The following is a 15,259-nucleotide window of genomic DNA, read 5'->3' as shown; positions in this document are numbered from 1 at the left end:
CCCGGGTGGCCCCGGACTGCCGCCGCCCCCGGGACGGGGTCCCTGCCCGCCGTTCGTGCCCTGCTGATCGAGAACGCATTGAGCCCGGCACAGCCTCCGCTGTGCCGGGCTCAAATCTGGGTAAAGGACGCGGGCCTCACCTGAGCGGAGCGGTCAGGTCGTAGATCGTCACGCCGTCGACCTTTGTGCTGCTGAAGTGCTGCTTCACTCAGTCTTTGTGCTCTGCCTCGGAGTCTCCGTTCATCCGGGCAGCTTGAGCGCCGCACGTAGCAATGGACAAACCGCCTCGAACATGACCTAGCAAGCGCTTGGTTGCTATGCTGTGTGGATGGGGGACACACCCGCCCAGCCGGCGAGCCGACGAGAAGAACTGCTCGACCTTGCCGCGACGATGTTTGCCGAACGCGGTCTGAAGGCGACGACAGTCCGCGATATCGCTGACTCCGCAGGAATCCTGTCGGGCAGCCTCTATCACCACTTCAAGTCCAAAGAGCAGATGGTCGAGGAAGTGCTCAAGGACTTCCTCGACTGGCTGTTCGCGCGGTACCAGGAGATCCTCGACCGCGAGACCACCCCGCTGGGCCGGCTCACCGGACTGTTCATGACGTCCTTCGAAGCCATCGAGCACCGGCATGCGCAGGTGGTGATCTACCAGGATGAGGCCAAGCGGCTGTCATCGATCCCGCAGTTCGACTTCGTCGACGAGCGCAACCGCGAACAGCGCAAGATGTGGGTGGACATCCTGCAGCAGGGCATCTCCGACGGCTCGTTCCGTCAGGACATCGACGTCGACCTGGTGTACCGGTTCATCCGCGACACCACCTGGGTTTCGGTCCGCTGGTACCAGCCGGGCGGACCGCTTTCGGCCGAAGAGGTCGGCCGGCAATACCTCGCCATCGTCCTCGGCGGAATCACCGCGGAGAACGCGACTGTCAAAGGAGACAAGTAATGCCTGAGGCATACATCGTCGATGCGGTGCGTACGCCGGTCGGAAAGAAGAACGGCTCGCTGGCCGAGGTGCACCCGATCGACCTCGGCGTGCACGCGTTCCGCGCCATCTTCGACCGCACCGACGTGGACCCGGGTGCCGTTGACGACGTCATCGTCGGCTGCGTCGACGCCATCGGCGGGCAGGCCGGCAACATCGGCCGCCTGACCTGGCTGGCCGCCGGCTACCCCGAGTCCGTCCCCGGCGTCACCGTCGACCGGCAGTGCGGCTCCAGCCAGCAGGCCATCTCCTTCGGCGCCCAGGCCATCATGTCGGGCACGGCTGACCTCATCCTGGCCGGCGGCATGCAGAACATGAGCTGGGTGCCGATCTCCTCGGCCATGGTGGTCGGCAAGGAGTTCGGATTCACCTCGCCCACAAACGAATCCAAGAACTGGCTGCACCGCTACGGCGATCAGGAGATCTCGCAGTTCCGTGGCTCGGAAATGATCGCCGAGAAGTGGGACATCTCCCGCGAGGAGATGGAGGAGTTCGCCTACAACAGCCATCAGCGCGCGTTCGCCGCGATCCGGGCCGGGCACTTCGACAACGAGATCGTCCCGGTCGGCGACTTCGGCGTCGACGAGGGACCGCGGGAATCGACGCTGGAGAAGCTGGCCTCGTTGAAGCCCCTCGTCGAAGGTGGCCGGCTGACCGCCGCGCTGGCCAGCCAGATCTCCGATGGTGCGGCGGCGGTGCTGCTGGCCTCTGAGGAAGCGGTCAACAAGTACAACCTGAAGCCCCGCGCCCGGATTCACCACATCAGCGCGCGCGGCGACGATCCGGTGATGATGCTGACCGGTCCGATCCCGGCCACCCAGTACGCACTGGAGAAGACCGGCCTGTCGATCGACGACATCGACACCGTCGAGATCAACGAGGCCTTCGCGCCGGTCGTGCTGGCCTGGCTCAAGGAGACCAAGGCCGATCCGGCCAAGGTCAACCCGAGCGGCGGCGCCATCGCCCTGGGCCACCCGCTGGGCGCCACCGGCGCCAAGCTGTTCGCGACCATGCTCAACACCCTCGAGCGCACGGGCGGCCGTTACGGCCTGCAGACCATGTGCGAGGGCGGCGGCACCGCCAACGTCACGATCATCGAGCGCCTCTGATCTGACGGATTTCTTCCGCCGACGGTCCCCCGCAAGCTCCGGCTTGCGGGGGACCGTTGCGTTGGGCGCAGGCCCGTAGTGTCCAGGACATGAGCGATTCGGGCGACGAGAGTGTCTTGACCGTCGCCGTCGCACTCGGCGCCAACGTACTCATCGCGGTCGCCAAGACCGCGGTCGCGGGTATCACCGGCTCGGCCTCCATGCTGGCCGAGTCCGCTCACTCCTGGGCGGACACCGGCAACGAGGTGTTCCTGCTGATCGGTACGCGCAAGTCGATGAAGCCGGCCGATGCCGAACACCGGTTGGGGTATGGCCGGGCGGGCTACATCTGGTCGATGTTCGCCGCGTTCGGGTTGTTCACCGTCGGTGCGGTGGTGTCGATCTGGCACGGCATCTCCTCGCTGACCGGGGAGGCCGAGGCGACGTCGTACGGGTGGGCGTACGCGGTGCTCGGCATCGCATTCGTGCTGGAGGGAACGTCGTTCGCGCAAGCCCTGCGCCAGACCCGATCGGGCGCGGTGCGGCGACGTATCCACCCGCTGCGCTACATCAGGGTGACGTCGAATCCGATGCTGCGCGCGGTGTTCGCCGAAGACCTCTCGGCGCTGATCGGCCTGATGATCGCCGCGGCCGGCATCGCGGCGCATCAGCTCACCGGGAACGCGGTGTGGGATGCCGTCGGGTCGATCCTGGTCGGCGTGCTGCTGGGCGGCGTCGCGCTGTTCCTCATCGGGCGCAACATGGACTTCCTGACGGGGGAGGCGGCCACCCCGCTCGCCCGCAACAACGTGCTGCGGGCGCTGCTCGATCACACCGACATCGAGCGGGTCAGTTACCTGCACATGGAATGGGTTGGGGCGGACCGTATCTACCTGGTGGCTGCGGTCGACCTGACCGGTGACGCCGCCGAATCGAACGTCGCGGCACGGCTCAACGCGATCGCCGAAGTACTGCAGACCCGGCCCGAGATCGTGCGCGCGGTACTGACTCTCACCCGCCCCGGCGATGCCACCGAATTACGGCCCGAGCAGCTGCCCGACTGGTACCTCTAGCGCCGTCTTGACCAAGGCGCGGGCCAACACCGATCCGGGCTCGGCGGCGCTGGTGACCAGCGCGACCGTCGCGGTCACCGGCGGGTCGTCCAACGGCACCACCCGCACCCCGTCCGGCGGGCGCAACGCGCGCAGCCAGGTCTGGCCGACGATGCTGGCCCACCGGCCGGTGCTGACGTGCGCCATCAGTGAGACCACCGAATCGGCCTCCAACCGTGGCATCGGGGTGAGACCCTGGCCGGTCAGCGCGTCGTCGAGGAGTTGACGGCCGCGCATGCCCTTGTTCAACAGGCACAGCGGTAATTGCAGCGCGTCGGCCCAGGTGACCGGATCCGGTTGGCTCGTCAGCAACTCGCTGCTGGCGATCAGCACCTGGCGCTCCTGGTAGAGCGGTGTGACCAGCAGACCGGTGGTGTTCTGCCCGTCCGGGTAGATGATGCCCGCGTCCAGCTCGAACCGGCGGAGACGTTCCACGATCCCTGCCGAGCGTTGACTGCTCTCCAGTTGCACCCGCACCAGCGGATGTTCGGCGCAGAACGGGTCGGTGAGCAGCGCGACGGTGCTCGACGCCGCGGGAATGACGCCCAGCCGCAGCTCTCCGGTGAGGCCGGTCTGCAATGCGGTGACCTCATGGATGAGCGCGTCGTGATCGGCCAGGATCCGGCGTGCCCACAACACCAGCCGCTCGCCCTCCGGTGTCAGGCCTTCGAAGCTCTGCCCACGACGCACCAGTGGAACCTTGAGCTCGTTCTCCAGTTTGCGGATGGCTTCCGATAAAGCCGGCTGCGATACGTAGCATGCGCTCGCGGCACGGGCGAAATGCTTCTCGCGGGCGAGCGCGACGAAGTATTCGAGCTGGCGGAACAGCATGAGCCATTCGACCACGGACGATAGGCGCGGCTTATCGCATCGTCGGAAACATTCCTTGGACGCCGCAGTTCGTCGGCGCGCAGACTTAACTCATGACAGACCGGGGCACCGAACAGCGCACCGACGCCGAGGGGCACGACCAACCGGAATTCCATCCCTACCATCACCCCGCGGCCGGGTGGGGCGCGGCGAAGAGCGTCACAGAATTCCTGATCCGCGAGCGCGAGCCGATCGACGGCCCCCGCGCGATCATGAAGATGAACCACGAGGACGGCGGCTTCGACTGTCCGGGCTGCGCCTGGCCCGACGACATGAAGGGCCTCAAACTCGACATCTGCGAGAACGGCATCAAACACGTCACGTGGGAGATGACGCACAAGCGCTGCGGTCCGGAGTTCTTCGCACGGCACACCGTCTCCGAGCTTTCGACCTGGAGCGATTTCGCCCTCGAAGACCAGGGCCGGCTGACCGAACCGATGATGTACAACTCCGAGACCGATCACTACGAACCGATCAGCTGGCGCGACGCGTTCGAGGTGGTCGGCCGGGCACTGGCGGATCTGGACGACCCGAACCGGGCGGCGTTCTACACGTCGGGCCGGCTGGGCAACGAGGCCACGTTCCTGTACCAGCTGATGGCCCGCGAGCTCGGCACCAACAATCTGCCGGACTGCTCCAACATGTGCCACGAGGCGAGCGGGCGGGCGCTGCAGGCAGCGCTGGGAACGGGCAAGGGCACCGTCGACCTCGAGGACTGGGAGACCGCCGACGCGCTGTTCATCATCGGCGTCAACGCCGCCTCCAACGCGCCGCGCATGCTCACCGCGCTGGCCGAGGCCTACCGGCGCGGTGCGCAGGTCGTGCACATCAACCCGCTGGTCGAGGCCGGCGCGACCAGAACCATCATCCCGCACGACTTTCTGCGGATGGCCACCTTCAAGTCCACCAAGACCAGCACGCTGAACCTGCAGCCCCGGATCGGCGGGGACATGGCGCTGATCCGCGGCATCGCCAAAGCCGTTCTGGAACAGGCGGAAATCGATCCCAAGGCCTTGGACGCCGAGTTCATCGCCCGCTACACCGCGGGATTCGAGAACTACCGCGCGGTCTGCGACGCCACCTCATGGGACGAGATCGAATACAAGTCCGGCGTGCGCCAAGCTGATATCCGCAAGGCGGCCAAGATCTACTGCGACGCCGACCGCAGCATCATCAGCTGGTGCCTCGGCGTCACCCAGCACGAGCACGGCGTGGACAGCGTGCGGGAGATCGTCAATCTGCTTCTGCTGCGCGGCAATCTGGGCCGCGAAGGAGCCGGGCCGTCACCGGTGCGAGGGCACAGCAATGTGCAGGGCAACCGCACCTGCGGCATCGACCACCGGCCGGCCGGGGCCTTCCTCGACCGGCTCGCCGAGGTGTGCGGTATCGACCCGCCGCGCGAGCACGGAATGGACACCGTGCACACCATCGAGGCCATGCACCGCGACGAGATCAAGGTGTTTGTCGGGATGGGCGGGAACTTCGCCAGTGCCGCCCCGGACACCGCGTACACATTCGCGGGCCTGCAAAAATGCGATCTCACCGTGCAGGTGAGCACGAAACTCAACCGCAGTCACGTGATCCACGGTCGCCGGGCACTGATCCTGCCCTGTCTGGGCCGTACCGAGAAGGATCACCAGAAGGCCGGGGTCCAGTCCACCTCGGTCGAGGATTCGATGAGCATGGTGCATCTCTCGGTCGGGATGAAGAAGCCCGCCTCGCCGCACCTGATGTCGGAACCGGCGATCATCGCCGGGATCGCGCGGGCCGCACTGCCCTCCAGCGGCACGCCGTGGAGCTGGTACGTCGAGGACTACGACCGGATCCGGGACACGATGGCCAAGGTGCTCAACGGTTTCGAGGATTTCAACCGCCGGGTCCGGCTCCCGCTGGGCTTCCGCATCAAGCAGCCGGCGCGGGAACTGATCTTCCTGACCCCGTCCGGCCGGGCCGAGTTCTCGGCGGTCGACCTACCCGACGACAGCACCGCGGCCGGCACGCTGATCCTGGCCACGCTGCGCTCGCACGATCAGTGGAACACCACCATCTACTCCGACAACGACCGCTATCGCGGTGTGAAGAACCTGCGCACACTGGTTTTCATGAATGCGCAGGACATGGCCGAGCGTGGGATCGAGGAGTTCGACGACGTCGACATCGTCGCCACCGCGCGCGACGGCAGCACTCGATCGCTATGGCGCTACAAGGCCATCCCGTACGGCATTCCGCGCGGCTGTGCCGCGGGCTACATGCCCGAGATGAACGTGCTGTGCGCCATCGGCGACTACAGCACCCAGAGCGATCAGCCCATCATGAAGAACGTCAAGGTGCGTGTGTCCCTGTCGGCGCCCGCCTGATGGCAGCACCATGGCTGCTCTCCCCGGTCACCCGGCTCGGGGGCTCGGTGATCGTCGGTGTGCTCGCGGGCCAGATAACCGGATCGCTGACCGACGCCTCTCTCGGGGTTCTGGTCGGGATTGCCTGCACCGGAGCGGTTTTCGTAGCCGGAGGATGGCTTCTGCTGTGGCCCATGGATGCCGGCGCCACCCGAGACCATGCCCGCCAGGAAGCCTTCAACCCGGTGGTCGAGGAGCTCGTGATCGTGGCGGCCGCGGTCGGTGCGCTGGTCAGCATCGTCGTCATGCTGGTTCGGGGTGGTTCGCACAGCGATCCGAGCGCGGCCACCGCGGCGCTGGCCGGGGTCTTCATGGCGTGGGCGGGTATGCACCTGATGTACGCCGCCCGCTACGCGTATCTGTACTACACCCCGAAAGCCGGTGGCATCGACTTCAATTCCGACGAGCTGCCGGCGTTCCGGGATTTCTTCTACTTCAGCTACAACCTCGGCATGACCTATCAGGTGTCGGACACCAGCGTCACCGACACGACCATCCGCGCGGTCGCGCTGCGGCACTGCCTGCTGTCGTATCTGTTCGGCACCGTGATCCTCGCAACCACGATCAACCTGGTCGTCGGCATCGTGTCCAGCTGAAACCCGGTCCGGGTAGCAACAGTGCGACCCCGACGGCCGCGGTGACGCCGATGACGGTGTCGATCCCGCGGTAGGTGAGCAGCGCGAGGGGCTCGGTCGGCTCGGCCAGATCGGTCATCAGCATGATCAGCGGGGTGAAGAAGCCCAGGGCGATCGCGTGATGGTGGGCCATGAACAGTTCGGTCGGGAACAACAGCACCATCACACAGACGGCCAGAATGTACTCGTCGGGATGCGGAACCAGGAGCAGGGCGGCCACCACCAGACCGATGAGTGTGCCCATCAAGCGGTGCACGCCGCGGCGGACCCGGCCGCTGGTATCGGCAGCCGCCAGTGGACCGGCGGCAGCGGCGATCGCCCAGTTGGCATGGTCCACCCCGAGAAACAGGCCTGCGGTGCCTGCCGCGGTGACGGCCGCCCCGTAGCGGACGGCATGGATCGGCAGGTTCTGCACGGGTGTGGTGAAGCGACGCGGTGCGAGGCCGGGTGCCCGTGGCGCGTCGAGGGCGCCGAGCACGATGCACAGTAAAGCCGTTGCGGCGCATATGGACACCGCAGCCGCCGGCGGAACCCGCCCGGCCGGCACCGTAGCGACCGCGCCGAGGGCGAACACCCCGTAGAACGGACCCTCCGGTTTGAGCGCAAGGCGGTCGGTCACCACCGATCCCACCGTCACGAAGACGACCGCGGTGACCACGAGAGCCCAGGGGTGCGCCCGCATGCTCGACAGGGTCACACCGATGGCGACCCCGGCGATCAGGATGGCTGCCGCCTGCGTCTGATGGACGACACGGCGTTGCCGGGGCTCGGCCCGGCCGTACATCCCGGTGATCGCACCGAACACCGCATAGATCATCAGGTCGGGGCGTCCCGCGAGAAGCAGGGCCACCCCGGGCACCGCCAGGCCGAGGGCGACGCGCAGCGCGGGACGACGGTCGCCCGGTGGCGGCCTCATCGCGATGCGCACCCGCGCATACACCTGGACGGTGCGCATGCAATCGAGGTTGCGCCGGCGCGATGCGCTCGTCAAAGCGGAGTTTCCGACGAGCCGATCGGAGCTGCCTATCGGTGCAGCCCTGGCGTCTTCAGGCCGCTCACACCCAACGGCTGCGCTTGGGCGGCGCCTGCGGCGTCACCCAGGCCTTGGCGTAGCGGTTCTTTCCGGCCCGCTGCGGATCGCGGCTGCGGTAGATCACATAGGGGCGGACCAGATAACCGATCGGTGCGCTGAACATGTGCACCAGCCGCGTGTAGGGCCAGAAGCCGAGCAGGGCGAGCACTATCAGCACATGCGCCTGGAACGTCCACGGGGATCCAGCCATCAGCTCCGGTGCCGGATGCAAGGTGAACAAGCTGCGGAACCAGGGCGATACGGTTTCGCGGTAGTTGTACGTCGAGAACACGTTGGTCAGGGTGTTCAGCATCCCGGTCGCCAGCGCCCCGACCAGCAGCAGGTACATCACCTTGTCGTTGAGCGTGGTCGCGGTGCGCACCTCCGGGACGGTGACGCGGCGGTACAGCAGGATGCCCACCCCGGCGACCACAGCCAGCCCGGCGATCGACCCCAGGCTCACCGACATCAGGTGGTAGAAGTGCTCGGAGATGCCGACCGCCGAGGTCCACGACTGGGGGATCAACAGCCCTCCGACGTGCCCGGCGAGCACCCCGAGGATGCCGAAATGGAACAGCGGGCTGCCCAGCCGTAACAGCTTGCTCTCGTAGATCTGCGATGACCGGGTGGTCCAACCGAACTGGTCGGCCTTGTAGCGCCAGACGTGCCCGAGGGCGAACGACGTGAAGGCGATGTACGGCAGGGTCATCCACAGCACATTGCTCATCGGCGTGCCCCCTGGCCGGTCGTGTCGACTGCCATCGGGTCCATCGCGAACGGGTCGAGGCCGACGTCCTCGTCAGGCGGACCTTCGGCGGCGAGTTGCGCGATACGGCGGCGGTCGGCGCTGTTCACCGGGGGCAGTGTGGCAAGGACTGCGGCCAGCAGCCCGGTGTAGTAGGAATCGTTGTCCTGCAGGGAGAGCCGCAGCAGTTCGAGCACCGGGACATGCTCGGCCAGCAGGCGCTCACCTTGGACTTGATCGACGGTGGCGGCGAACTCGAGCACCATGGGCAGATAGTCGGGCAGCTCGGAATCGCTCAGCTCGCCTTCGATTCCGGCTTGACGGTAGGCGTGCTTGAACCGCAGTAGGGCCATACCGCGTTTGCGGGTGTCGCCGTAGGCGTAGTAGGTCAGATGCAGGCTGCTGCGCCGTTGCATGTCGAACGTCTCGACGTAGTTCGACGCACGCCGCATCGGATTTGTTTCGCCGAACCGCTGCAGAAAATCCGTCAACGGGATCCTCGCCGCATCCGGTAGTTCCGCTGTGGCGGTGGCCAGTTGGCCGACGAGATCGGCTGTTTCGGCCGTCGGGTAGTCGAGCAGCAGGGCGGTGATGCGCCACACCAGCCGCTGCTGGCGTTCGGAGAGCGCAGAACCTGTTCCTGTTCTGCGGCCGAGGGTTAGTAGCTTCATGTGGTCGGCAACAACCCGTCTGTGCTCCGGCCGTCCCAGTTGAGCAGGTTGACCCGGGTCGGATCACCCTGCGGAACAGCGTCATTGGTGTTGGTCAGGTGGAACTTGTCCACCATGGTGTCGAAGGCGGTCATGCCGGGCCCGCCGTCGCCGTCCAGGCTGCAGCCGGTGGCCAGTGCGTCGAGGCGGTGGGCATCCGAACCGGCCCCGGTGGGGATGACGTAGCGGTCCTGGTACTTGGCGATGGCCAACAGCCGGTACATCGCCTCGATCTCATCGCCGCTCAACCGCACCGATTCCGGGATGGTCTCGTCGAACTCCTCACCGAGGTTGGCTGCGCGCATGTAGGACCGCATGGCCGCCAGACGTTGCAGAGCGGCCCGCACCGGGCCGACCTCACCCGCGGTGAACAACTCGGCGAGGTACTCGACCGGGATCCGCAGCGTGTCGATGGCGCCGAACAGGTTGTTCTGGTTCTCGCCGTCGTGCCCGGTCTCCTTCAGGATGTCCACCACCGGTGACAGCGGCGGCACGTACCAGACCATCGGCATGGTCCGGTACTCCGGATGCAGGGGCAGGGCCACCTGATAGTCGACGATGAGCCGGTATACCGGTGAATTCTGGGCCGCTTCAATCCATTCGGGTGAGATGCCGGCCCGTTCGGCTTCGGCGACCACGCGAGGATCGTGCGGGTTGAGGAACACCCCGAGCTGTGACGGGTAGAGGTCCTTGTCGTCGGTGACCGAGGCGGCCTCCAGCACCGCATCCGCGTCGTAGAGCATCACGCCGATGTAGCGGAGCCGCCCGACGCAGGTCTCCGAACACACCGTGGGGATACCGACCTCGACGCGCGGATAGCAGAACGTGCACTTCTCGGCCTTGCCGGTCTTGTGGTTGAAGTAGATCTTCTTGTAGGGACACCCGGTGACGCATTGCCGCCAGCCCCGGCACTTGTCCTGATCCACCAGCACGATGCCGTCTTCGGAGCGTTTGTAGATGGCGCCGGACGGGCAGGCTGCCGCGCAGGCCGGATTGAGGCAGTGCTCGCAGATCCGCGGCAGGTAGAACATGAACGTCTGCTCGAACTCGAGCTTGACCTTGGCCGAGAGTTCGGCGACCTCGGCGTCCTTGTTGACCTTGGCCAGCAACGGATCCCGGCCCACCTGCTCCGGGCCGCCGCCCAGGTCGTCGTCCCAATTGGCGCCCCAGGTGACCTTGGTGTCCCGCCCGGTGATCAACGATTTGGGCCGGGCCACCGGCGTGGTGTCCATCGCCGGCGCCGAGAGGAGGTTCTCGTAGTCGTATGTCCACGGGTCGTAGTAGTCCGACACCGTCGGCAGGTCGGGGTTGGCGAAGATGTTCAGCAACCGCTTGAGGCGCGAGCCGGACTTCAGGGTGAGCTTGCCGCGCTTGTTGAGCGTCCAGCCGCCCTTCCACCGCTCCTGGTCCTGGTATTGCCGTGGATAACCCTGTCCGGGGCGGGTTTCCACGTTGTTGAACCACACGTACTCCACACCGCTGCGGTTGGTCCACGCCTGCTTGCACGTGACGCTGCAGGTGTGGCAGCCGATGCACTTGTCGAGGTTCATCACCATCGCGAGCTGAGCCATCACCCTCATGTCAGTACTCCACATCCTGCGATCGACGACGAATCGTGGTGACCTCGTCGCGCTGGTTTCCGGTGGGCCCGTGGTAATTCAGGGCGAATGACTGCTGTGCGTACCCGCCGATCAGGTGGGTGGGTTTGATCATGATCCGGGTCAGCGCGTTGTGGATGCCGCCGCGTTTCCCGTTCTTCTCGGTGCGCGGAACGTCGACTGCCTTGTCCTGGGCGTGGTACATGAACACCAGACCCTCGGGCATGCGGTGGCTGACGATGGCCCGTGCATTCACCACGCCGTTGCGGTTGGTGCACTCGATCCAGTCGTTGTCCTTGACCCCGATCTTGGCGGCGTCCACGTCCGACATCCAGATGCACTGACCACCGCGGGACAGGGTGAGCATGTACAGGTTGTCCTGGTACGCAGAGTGAATCGACCATTTGGAGTGTGGCGTCAGGTAACGCACGGTGATTCCGCCAGAAGTGTCGCCCACGGCCGGCTCGTTGAACAGCGCGGTCATGTCCAGCGGCGGCCGGAACGTGGGCAGCTGCTCGCCGAGCTCACTCATCCAGTCGTGGTCCAGATAGAAGTGCTGGCGGCCGGTCAACGTATGCCAGGGCTTGAGTCGCTCGGTGTTGATCGTGAACGGCGAGTACCGCCGGCCACCGGTCTCCGAACCGGACCATTCCGGTGAGGTGTTGACGGGTACCGGCCGGGCCTGGGTGTCGGCGAAGGTGATTCGCTTGCCCTCGTTCTCCTTGGCCAGGTCGACCAGTTCGGTTCCGGTGCGTCGCTCCAGGGCCTCGAATCCCTCGACGGCCAGGCGTCCGTTCGTGGTGCCCGACAATGCCAGGATGGCCTCGGCGGCGTGGGTGTCCTTGGCCAACGACGGCCGCCCGATCGCCACGCCGCTGACCACCGCGCCGTTGACACCGCGCAGGTACTCGACCTCGGCGTCGGGGTGCGTGGTCACACCCTTGGTGGTGAGGCCGACGGTTTCCACCATCGGCCCGAGTGCGGCCATCTTCTCGGCGACCGCGGGATAGTCGCGGTCCACCATGACCAGCCGGGGCATGGTCTTGCCGGGAATCGGTTCGCATTCACCGGCTTTCCAGTCCAGCACGTGACCGCCGGGCTGGGCGGTGGCGTCGGCGCTGTCGTGTTGCAGCGGCATGGCCACGATGTCCTTGCGTTTGCCGAGGTGTTTCTCGGCCAGCCAGGAGAAGCCGCGGGCGATGCGGTGGAACGCCTCGAAATCGGTCTTGGTCTCCCACGGCGGCGAGATGGCCGGCGAGAAGGCGTGGACGAACGGGTGCATGTCGGTGCTGGACAGGTCGTGCTTCTCGTACCAGGTGGCCGCGGGCAGCACGATGTCGGAGAACAGCGTCGTGCTGGTGTTGCGGAAATCCAGCGACAGCAGCAGATCCAGCTTTCCGACCGGGGCCTCGTCGCGCCAGCGGACCTCCTGCGGGCGGATGCCGTCCTCGTCGCGCGCGGCCACCGCGGAGTCGGTGCCGAGCAGGTGCTTGAGGAAGTACTCGTTGCCCTTGGCCGAGGAGCCGAGCAGGTTCGACCGCCACACCGTCAGGCAGCGCGGGAAGTTCTCCGGGGCGTCGGGGTCTTCACAGGCGAACTGCAGATGGCCCGACTTGAGCCCGTCCACAACGTATTCCGCGGCGTCCTTGTCCATCCGGGCGGCCTCGTCGGCCAGATCCAGCGGATTGCGGTTGAACGTGGGGTAACTGGGCATCCAGCCGAGCCGGCTGGCCAGGGCGATGTTGTCGGCGGCGGTGCGGCCCGCGAACTTGCCCTCGGCCAGGGGCGAGGCCATCACCTCCGAGGTGAACGGGTCATAGCGCCACTGATCGGTCGCCAGGTACCAGAACACCGTGCCCTGCATCTGCCGCGGTGGCCGCTGCCAGTCCAGGCCGAACGCCAGTGTGGCCCAACCGGTGACGGGCCGGCATTTCTCCTGGCCGACGTAGTGCGCCCAGCCGCCGCCGTTGACACCCTGGCAGCCGGTGAGCATGACGAGCGTGAGAAACGACCGGTAGATCTGATCGGAATGGAACCAGTGGTTGGTGCCCGCGCCCATCAGGATCATCGACCGGCCCTTGGAACGTTCGGCGTTGTCGGCGAACTCCCGGGCGATGCGCTCGGCGGCCTGAGCGGGTACGCCGGTGATCTCTTCCTGCCACGCGGGGGTGTAGGGCTCGGACGCGTCGTCGTATCCCGACGGCCACTGACCGCCGAGTCCGTCGCGGGCCACTCCGTACTGTGCCAGCATCAGGTCGAAGACCGTCGTCACACGATGTCCGGCAACGACTGTGGTCGGAACGCCGCGTTCCAGGACGCCGGGCTTGTCGCTGTCGAACCGGGGGAGGGCGACGGTTGCGGTGTCGTCATGGCTGCCGAGCAGGGTCAGCATCGGGTGGACACCCTGCAGATCGAGGTTCCAATGACCCTCGCCGGACGCGGTGAACCGGTGTCCGAGCGAGCCGTTCGGCACCACGGGCCGCCCGGCCTGGTCCAGGAGGACGGTCTTGGAGGACGCGGCTTCGACATCGGCGTATTCACCGCCCAGATCGGCTGCGGTGAGGAACTTCCCGGGCAGCACTCGCCCGTCGCGTTCGGTGAGGGTGACCAGGAACGGCAGGTCGGTGTACTTCTTGACGTAGTCGGTGAAGTAGGGCGTCTGCTTGTCGACGAAGAACTCCTTGAGGATGACGTGACCCATCGCCATGGCGAGGGCGGCGTCGGTTCCGGGGTGGGCCGGTAGCCATTCGTCGGCGAACTTGGTGTTGTCGGCATAGTCCGGCGACACCACGACCACCTTCTGCCCGCGGTACCGGGCCTCGGTCATGTAGTGCGCGTCGGGAGTTCGGGTGACGGGGACGTTGGATCCCCACATGATCAGGTAGCCCGCGTCGAACCAGTCGGCTGATTCGGGCACGTCGGTCTGGTCTCCGAACACCTGCGGCGAGGCCACCGGCAGGTCGGCGTACCAGTCGTAGAACGACAGCATCGACCCGCCGAGCAGCGAGATGAACCTGGCGCCGACGGCGTGGCTGACCATCGACATCGCCGGGATCGGCGAGAAGCCTGCCACGCGGTCCGGTCCGTACTTCTTGATGGTGTGGACGTGGGCGGCGGCGGCGATCTCGGCGGCCTCCCACCATTCGGCACGAACGAATCCGCCCTTGCCGCGGGCGGTCTTGTACCGTTTCGACTTCTCCGGATCCTCCACGATGTCGGCCCAGGCCAGCACGGGGTCCTTGAGCCGCTCCTTGGCTTCCCGGTAGTACTCCAGCAGCACGCCGCGAACGTACGGATAACGAACGCGCGCAGGCGAATACGTGTACCACGAGAACGACGCTCCGCGTGGGCATCCCCGCGGTTCGTATTCGGGCTTGTCGGCACCGACCGACGGGTAGTCGGTCTGCTGCGACTCCCAGGTGATCACGCCGTCCTTGACATAGATCTTCCACGAGCAGGATCCGGTGCAATTGACGCCGTGGGTCGATCGCACCACTTTGTCGTGCGCCCAGCGGTCCCGATAGAAGTCGTCGGCCGAGCGCCCGCCGATCTTGTGCAGGGTCCGCTGATCGTCGGAGATCTCGCCGCGGTGGAAGTACTTACCCAGCCTCAGCAAAGCATCGGCGGATGCTGCGCCGCCTGCATGTGAATCGACCACGATCCGTCCCTCCAGCCTGTTGAGAATCGAGCGTAGGGGCGGCGCGGAAGGCATCAAAAGAACGCACCTGGGGCTGTCGAGCACTGTGAAATTGCGTTAACGCACAAGTCATTTCATGGGAACGCGGCAGTCATACGGCGATCCGGCCGCGATGTGATGATTTCCGCCTTCACCTGCGGTGACGGCGGAAATCTCAGCGGGCGGCGGGCATCGGCGGGCGGCGGAGTCTCGTGGGCCGACCGGTGGAAAGCCTCGATGATTTATCACCCCGGTAACAATGCGCCAGGCCGGTGCCCGGACCACGGTCGGGCGATGGTGTGCCGGCCGTACCGCGGTGTTCCACCGGCACGAGCGTCGGGATGAACAGGATCGCCACTGGGTCCGGAT

11 protein-coding genes are annotated in these 15,259 nt (G+C 66.2%); 5 read left to right on the top strand and 6 right to left on the bottom strand.

Annotated features, from left to right (window positions below):
• The first annotated feature begins 328 nt into the window (after positions 1-328).
• The 3 genes from TX88_RS25315 to TX88_RS25305 all read left to right on the top strand — a co-directional run bounded on the left by TX88_RS25315 (position 329) and on the right by TX88_RS25305 (position 3,149).
• Positions 329-949 (top strand): TetR/AcrR family transcriptional regulator, encoded by a 621-nt coding sequence (locus tag TX88_RS25315; protein ID WP_044520724.1) that lies wholly within the window; start codon positions 329-331, stop codon positions 947-949.
• A complete protein-coding gene (gene fadA6, locus TX88_RS25310; protein WP_044520722.1) occupies positions 949-2,097 on the top strand; it encodes a steroid 3-ketoacyl-CoA thiolase FadA6 in 1,149 nt (382 codons plus the stop codon). Before TX88_RS25315 ends, fadA6 begins: the two co-directional genes overlap by 1 nt.
• Before the next feature lie 89 nt (positions 2,098-2,186).
• A complete protein-coding gene (locus tag TX88_RS25305) occupies positions 2,187-3,149 on the top strand; it encodes a cation diffusion facilitator family transporter (RefSeq protein WP_044520720.1) in 963 nt (320 codons plus the stop codon).
• On the opposite strand, the gene TX88_RS25300 is transcribed toward TX88_RS25305, so the two are convergent.
• Complete coding sequence (locus TX88_RS25300; RefSeq protein WP_044521960.1) at positions 3,114-4,019, bottom strand: LysR family transcriptional regulator; 906 nt, start codon at positions 4,017-4,019, stop codon at positions 3,114-3,116. The two genes, TX88_RS25305 and TX88_RS25300, sit on opposite strands and share 36 nt — an antisense overlap.
• A 92-nt stretch (positions 4,020-4,111) precedes the next feature.
• Between TX88_RS25300 and TX88_RS25295 the strand changes: the two genes are divergently transcribed.
• Positions 4,112-6,415, top strand: coding sequence for an FdhF/YdeP family oxidoreductase (locus TX88_RS25295; protein ID WP_044520717.1), 2,304 nt, complete (start codon positions 4,112-4,114; stop codon positions 6,413-6,415).
• Positions 6,415-7,050 carry a DUF1345 domain-containing protein gene (locus TX88_RS25290; protein WP_044520715.1) on the top strand — a complete coding sequence of 212 codons (636 nt, stop codon included), beginning with the start codon at positions 6,415-6,417 and terminating at the stop codon, positions 7,048-7,050. The genes TX88_RS25295 and TX88_RS25290 overlap by 1 nt, the downstream gene beginning before the upstream one ends.
• On the opposite strand, the gene TX88_RS25285 is transcribed toward TX88_RS25290, so the two are convergent.
• The 5 genes from TX88_RS25285 to TX88_RS25265 all read right to left on the bottom strand — a co-directional run bounded on the left by TX88_RS25285 (position 7,019) and on the right by TX88_RS25265 (position 14,926).
• Positions 7,019-8,044, bottom strand: a complete 1,026-nt coding sequence (locus tag TX88_RS25285; protein WP_044520714.1) for an FUSC family protein — start codon at positions 8,042-8,044, stop codon at positions 7,019-7,021. The genes TX88_RS25290 and TX88_RS25285 overlap by 32 nt on opposite strands.
• A 100-nt stretch (positions 8,045-8,144) precedes the next feature.
• A complete protein-coding gene (narI, locus tag TX88_RS25280) occupies positions 8,145-8,888 on the bottom strand; it encodes a respiratory nitrate reductase subunit gamma (RefSeq protein ID WP_044520710.1) in 744 nt (247 codons plus the stop codon).
• Positions 8,885-9,577, bottom strand: coding sequence for a nitrate reductase molybdenum cofactor assembly chaperone (gene narJ, locus TX88_RS25275; RefSeq protein ID WP_044520707.1), 693 nt, complete (start codon positions 9,575-9,577; stop codon positions 8,885-8,887). Before narJ ends, narI begins: the two co-directional genes overlap by 4 nt.
• Positions 9,574-11,196: a nitrate reductase subunit beta gene (narH, locus tag TX88_RS25270; protein ID WP_044520704.1), complete on the bottom strand. Its 1,623-nt coding sequence runs from the start codon at positions 11,194-11,196 to the stop codon at positions 9,574-9,576. Before narH ends, narJ begins: the two co-directional genes overlap by 4 nt.
• 1 nt (position 11,197) lies before the next feature.
• Positions 11,198-14,926, bottom strand: coding sequence for a nitrate reductase subunit alpha (locus TX88_RS25265; protein WP_244438614.1), 3,729 nt, complete (start codon positions 14,924-14,926; stop codon positions 11,198-11,200).
• Between the last annotated feature and the right edge of the window lie 333 nt (positions 14,927-15,259).

Origin of the sequence: Mycolicibacterium septicum DSM 44393 (assembly GCF_000455325.1) — a bacterium.
In the GTDB taxonomy this organism is placed as follows: domain Bacteria; phylum Actinomycetota; class Actinomycetes; order Mycobacteriales; family Mycobacteriaceae; genus Mycobacterium; species Mycobacterium septicum.
Note: the sequence above shows the minus strand (reverse complement) of the source record. Positions and strands in the feature narration are given on the sequence as shown.

Excerpts from the sequence above, each read along its gene's own strand:
- TX88_RS25265 (WP_244438614.1), bottom strand. The coding sequence starts at position 14,926 with ATGCCTTCCGCGCCGCCCCTACGCTCGATTCTCAACAGGCTGGAGGGA.
- TX88_RS25300 (WP_044521960.1), bottom strand. The coding sequence starts at position 4,019 with ATGCTGTTCCGCCAGCTCGAATACTTCGTCGCGCTCGCCCGCGAGAAG.
- fadA6 (WP_044520722.1), top strand. The coding sequence starts at position 949 with ATGCCTGAGGCATACATCGTCGATGCGGTGCGTACGCCGGTCGGAAAG.
- TX88_RS25305 (WP_044520720.1), top strand. The coding sequence starts at position 2,187 with ATGAGCGATTCGGGCGACGAGAGTGTCTTGACCGTCGCCGTCGCACTC.
- TX88_RS25315 (WP_044520724.1), top strand. The coding sequence starts at position 329 with ATGGGGGACACACCCGCCCAGCCGGCGAGCCGACGAGAAGAACTGCTC.
- narH (WP_044520704.1), bottom strand. The coding sequence starts at position 11,196 with ATGAGGGTGATGGCTCAGCTCGCGATGGTGATGAACCTCGACAAGTGC.
- TX88_RS25285 (WP_044520714.1), bottom strand. The coding sequence starts at position 8,044 with ATGCGCACCGTCCAGGTGTATGCGCGGGTGCGCATCGCGATGAGGCCG.
- TX88_RS25295 (WP_044520717.1), top strand. The coding sequence starts at position 4,112 with ATGACAGACCGGGGCACCGAACAGCGCACCGACGCCGAGGGGCACGAC.
- narJ (WP_044520707.1), bottom strand. The coding sequence starts at position 9,577 with ATGAAGCTACTAACCCTCGGCCGCAGAACAGGAACAGGTTCTGCGCTC.
- TX88_RS25290 (WP_044520715.1), top strand. The coding sequence starts at position 6,415 with ATGGCAGCACCATGGCTGCTCTCCCCGGTCACCCGGCTCGGGGGCTCG.
- narI (WP_044520710.1), bottom strand. The coding sequence starts at position 8,888 with ATGAGCAATGTGCTGTGGATGACCCTGCCGTACATCGCCTTCACGTCG.